Genomic DNA, 4,151 nt, shown 5'->3' with positions numbered 1-4,151 from the left:
AGGGGGCGTGACAACGTGACAACATATAATATAAGAAATGCGCGGAAAAGGAAATTAAGCTCCTTTAAAGGAAGCGAATTTCCATTTTTAGGGATTTTCTATATATAACGTTGTCACGTTGTCACGCTCCGAGGTCAGAAGGGCGGATCTTCGGGCTTTTCGTCTGCGCCAGGTATGCGATTGTCGATATCTACCTGAGGACGCTCTGCCACCTTCCAAAATCTACCGTTATGAGTACGAACTTGTTCATATCCCAAATCTGTCAAGGCTTGTCCTATCTTGTTTGGGATGATCTTCATATACGGCGCAAATCTTGCCGCTATCTTCGAGGCAGTCATATACTTTGTCTCCGATTCGGTGCGGGGGTGCATGAAGTAGGTGACGAGAAGTTCGGTGGCGGGGTCGGGAGCCATGAAGTGGCGGTTGTGGTCGTTAAGACGTCGGATGTCGGCGTCGTCGAGCCAGTAACGCTCGCCGCCTTTGATGAGGGCAAGGGCCTGGGCGTACATGCCTTCGTAGGGGATGTCGGCTGCCCAGGGATTGTCGATGCTCTCGATGTGGAACGGCAGCCAACGGCGGTTGCCGGTCTGGTCGGTGAGGAAGGTGAGGTTGTTGCCGGTGGCTGTGAGCGACGCCACACGGGGCATAAGCACGGTGGTGTGGGCGTAAGGAGGTCGCTCGTTGACGCTCGGCAAGGTGACGAACGCCTTCAGCTGGTTTATCTCCTTGGTGGTCATGGAGTCGATTTCCTCGAGCGACACGATGATATTCTGCGCAAGCATCAGGCGGTCGTCCTTGGAGAGCTGATAGGAGTTGCTCTTGGTGGTGAAAAACGATCGCAGATGGGGTGGCAGGATATGCAGCATGAACGTGGACTTGTAAGTGCCCTGAGGACCGATGAACGTGAGGATGCAGTGATTGATGACCTCGTCGAACATCACCGTAGCCACCATCGACAGGAACCAGCAACGGGTGTAACTGAAGAAATCCTCTTCCGAAATATCCTTACAGTGAACCATAGAAAAGAACTGACGGATATAGTCTGTCTTGCCGTCCCATTCTGGCAGATGACCTATCCAGTCCTTGAAGGGATGGAAGGGTTCGGAGAAGTCAGAACCGAGGATGTTGAGGATGGTGGGCAGCTCAACGTTCAAGCCGTCGTGCTGCATCTGGCGCCAGAGGGAGTTGACGAAACGGTCGTCGATGAAATTGAATGTTGTAGGTTGAAGTTTTTCACAATGTTCGAGTTTGTTGCTCAGCTGATTGAGCCTTATCTTGTATCGGGCGGAGATGTAGTCTTCCACTTCCTTTACACTTGCCTTGCGGTTGATGGAGGCGGCGGTGATGGTGGCGTGCTCGTTGGAATAGGTCTGATATACGCTGCGCACCATCGACTGTACCTGACCGGGATGTTTTGCGGCGTAGTCTTCAAACTCCTCGAGAGCCCAGGAGGTGCAGTCGTCGAGAGTCACGCCGTAGCGGTTCATGAGGTATATGCAGCGCGAGACGTAGTCGTTATGGCATCCGTCGGCGTTTTTGGCACCGTCGGCTTCCACCATCTTCATCACCTTTTGTCCGATGTTTTTGGCCTTTGGCGGCCTACCGGCACCCTTGCCCTTTCGAGCCGTCTTGCGGTCGAGCGTGACGTTGACTTTTATGCGCTTTGCGAGCGGTTTGTACACGGCCTTAGGGTCCCATGCCAGTCCGCACAGGCGTGTGACATTGCCGCACTGGGTGTCGTAGTCAAGACCCGTGATGCGCTTGTAGTGTTCGTTAGCCGAGAGCCACGCCACGCGGTAGTTCTCCTCCGTCACCTTGTCTTCCACCCGAGCTATGACACGTATGCCACGGCCCGAGATGGTGGTGTAGGCCACAAAGGTGTGGGCGTCGGCAGCCACTACGCCAAATACCTCCTTCATACGGTCGGCGGGCACATGGTCAAGGTCCACCATGACATATCCCGTATAGGCTTTGATGCACGACTTGTCCTTGCCGCCTTCGAGCGTGACCTGGCACACCACCGCCGGACACTTCCTCTTCACCTCCCCCATCTCTTTTTTGATGGAGTCCGCCGCCGGAGTGTCTCCCGCCTCCACGGCACGGTCGTGTTGCAGGAGCAGAGCCCTGTACTTGAGGGTGTTGTCTTTGAGGAAGTCGCTCCGCAACACCTCCATCATCTTCTCCCACGACACGGAGTCAAGCTCAGAGTCGGTGAGTGTTGAAAAGTAATTGATATACTTCATAATGGTAATAGTTTGTCAGATAAAAAATTGTCTTGCAAATATACGAAAAAAAGATGTTCGTTGCAATAGAGTAATAACTTCGTGTCACTCCTATGAGGAATGACTCTTTTAAACAATATTAAACATGTTTATCGGAATTTCACAAGAGAAGATGTCGAAAATAGGTGAAGTAGTCTTCGCCGCCTTCGACTGTGCCCGCAAGTTAAATGGTCTTATGGGCAATGATTTGGTATCAGAGGGATTGATCCCTAATCGTCAGAAACTCTACGTAGTCTAAGCTGGGAGATGTAAAGATTTCGAGTATTACATTTCCATCTTCCGGCGGTCTATATCGGAGCTCCCGACAGAAGTACAGAAATACTATAAATCGAAATTGGTTGATGCGATTGTGGAATGAAGATTAAAAAATTAAAGATTAAAAGATTAAAATTTTAAAAGGGGGAGAAAGATTAAAAGGTGAACCTTAAAGATTAAAAGGCAAACCTTAAAGGAGGATTAAAAAATTAAAGATTAAGGAGGCGGAGGATAGGTTCAGAACATTGAATCATGGTAGCGGAATGGTATCCGAGCCGCTACCATAATCAACAATCAGCAATCAGTAATCATCCATCAACATCGCCACAGGACTTTAGCTTTTTTCACCGCAGTGAAAAATTAGTACAACATAAAAATGCAAGAGAGGACTGAATCGTATGAGAAAATCAAATATCAGTGAAATACTAAATGAGAGTAATCATTTTTAGACATTAAAAAGCATCTTAAAGATGTCACTCATCAATACGTTTAAGTTCTGTCTGTGTCTTCTTGCCGTAGGCTTCGCCGCGGGGAACAAGGTATCTGAAGAAGACTGTGTCGTTTATAATCTCGATATGGAAAGTAAAGAATGCGCGATAGTCGCCTATGCGGATGCGATAGATATTGCGATAACCGAGAAGTTTCTTGCAGTCGGTGATGTCTTTAAGGCTTTCGGCACTCTTTACTTCTGCCACGGCTCTGCGCACGGAGTCAAGCATCTTGCCGGAAAGCTTCTTGACGGATTTATTAAAGTCCTTGGAGTATTCTACATTCATACGCCTAACCAGTTTTCAAAGTCTGTCTTTTCCTGTGCGTCGAGCATGACGTGTCCTTCGGGACGTTCCTTGCTCAGTTTGGCGTAAAGTCTAGCGTCTTCATAATTGTCTGCTATGTCAGAGAGCAGTTTTTCTATATAGTTCTTCAGATTTGTACCGTTCTCAATGGCCATGATGGAGAGGGTCTTGAAGGTAGGCTCATCAAGATTGATGATCTTTCTTTTGGAGGGTGTTAATGTTGATGTTTTCATAAGTCAAATGCTTTAAATTCGGTTACAAAGATATATAATATATTCCATATATACGGCATATATGGACGAATATTTAACTATAATTACACAAATCAAGTATGAATCAGAAGATAAGTTTCATTGAAAGGAGAATTTTATGAGAATACTTCATATCTCTAAGTACTACTATCCGTATATCGGAGGAGTAGAAAGTATGAGTTGCTATTTCGTCATCTGGATACTTCTTCCGATATGCCTTGAGTACGACGAGCATCTGGTCGGAAATGGGCACGTAGCGGTCTTTACGCCCCTTGCCTTGGAAGACGAACAGCTTCTTGCGGTCAAAGCAGATGTCGTCCCATCTGAGGCGGCATGCCTCGCCGACCCTGAAGGGCGCAGTCGTAGATGATGGCAAGCAGGGTTTTGTCGTACAGGGAGCAGTTGCGGAGAAGTCTCACAATCTGCTCTTGGGAGAGCACTCTGAAAAACAACACTGCCTGAGCAATTTTCAGGCGATAGTCATAGATACTGCCGTCTGCATACTGTGCCAGACGCAGTTTCTTAGTAAAAAGCGAAATGCGGTCCCTGAATTTAGGTACAGCCGCGAT

General features: G+C 48.0%; 6 protein-coding genes. 1 reads left to right on the top strand and 5 read right to left on the bottom strand.

Going from position 1 to position 4,151, the window contains the following annotated elements; translation table 11 throughout:
- Positions 1-134 precede the first annotated feature (134 nt).
- On the bottom strand, positions 135-2,243 hold the full coding sequence (locus CIK98_RS13550; RefSeq protein ID WP_094385121.1) for a VapE domain-containing protein: 2,109 nt from the start codon (positions 2,241-2,243) through the stop codon (positions 135-137).
- A gap of 124 nt (positions 2,244-2,367) precedes the next feature.
- On the opposite strand from CIK98_RS13550, the gene CIK98_RS18330 reads away from it, so the two are divergent.
- Positions 2,368-2,520, top strand: coding sequence for a hypothetical protein (locus CIK98_RS18330; protein ID WP_172409959.1), 153 nt, complete (start codon positions 2,368-2,370; stop codon positions 2,518-2,520).
- A 490-nt stretch (positions 2,521-3,010) separates the two neighbouring features.
- Here CIK98_RS18330 and CIK98_RS13545 read toward each other — a convergent pair whose 3' ends face one another.
- The 4 genes from CIK98_RS13545 to CIK98_RS18325 all read right to left on the bottom strand — a co-directional run.
- Positions 3,011-3,313 carry a type II toxin-antitoxin system RelE/ParE family toxin gene (locus tag CIK98_RS13545; protein ID WP_094385119.1) on the bottom strand — a complete coding sequence of 101 codons (303 nt, stop codon included), beginning with the start codon at positions 3,311-3,313 and terminating at the stop codon, positions 3,011-3,013.
- Positions 3,310-3,564: a hypothetical protein gene (locus tag CIK98_RS13540; protein WP_094385117.1), complete on the bottom strand. Its 255-nt coding sequence runs from the start codon at positions 3,562-3,564 to the stop codon at positions 3,310-3,312. Before CIK98_RS13540 ends, CIK98_RS13545 begins: the two co-directional genes overlap by 4 nt.
- A gap of 103 nt (positions 3,565-3,667) precedes the next feature.
- On the bottom strand, positions 3,668-3,958 hold the full coding sequence (locus CIK98_RS13535; protein WP_094385115.1) for a tyrosine-type recombinase/integrase: 291 nt from the start codon (positions 3,956-3,958) through the stop codon (positions 3,668-3,670).
- Positions 3,885-4,151 (bottom strand): hypothetical protein (locus tag CIK98_RS18325; RefSeq protein WP_172409958.1); only part of this gene is annotated, 267 nt, incomplete at its 5' end. The genes CIK98_RS18325 and CIK98_RS13535, both read right to left, overlap by 74 nt.

Origin of the sequence: Prevotella sp. P2-180 (genome assembly GCF_002251435.1) — a bacterium.
In the GTDB taxonomy this organism is placed as follows: Bacteria; Bacteroidota; Bacteroidia; order Bacteroidales; family Bacteroidaceae; genus Prevotella.
Note: the sequence above shows the minus strand (reverse complement) of the source record. Positions and strands in the feature narration are given on the sequence as shown.

Bases quoted from the DNA above. Each gene is read 5' to 3' on its own strand.
- CIK98_RS13545 (WP_094385119.1), bottom strand. From the start codon at position 3,313: ATGAATGTAGAATACTCCAAGGACTTTAATAAATCCGTCAAGAAGCTT.
- CIK98_RS13540 (WP_094385117.1), bottom strand. From the start codon at position 3,564: ATGAAAACATCAACATTAACACCCTCCAAAAGAAAGATCATCAATCTT.
- CIK98_RS18330 (WP_172409959.1), top strand. From the start codon at position 2,368: ATGTTTATCGGAATTTCACAAGAGAAGATGTCGAAAATAGGTGAAGTA.
- CIK98_RS13550 (WP_094385121.1), bottom strand. From the start codon at position 2,243: ATGAAGTATATCAATTACTTTTCAACACTCACCGACTCTGAGCTTGAC.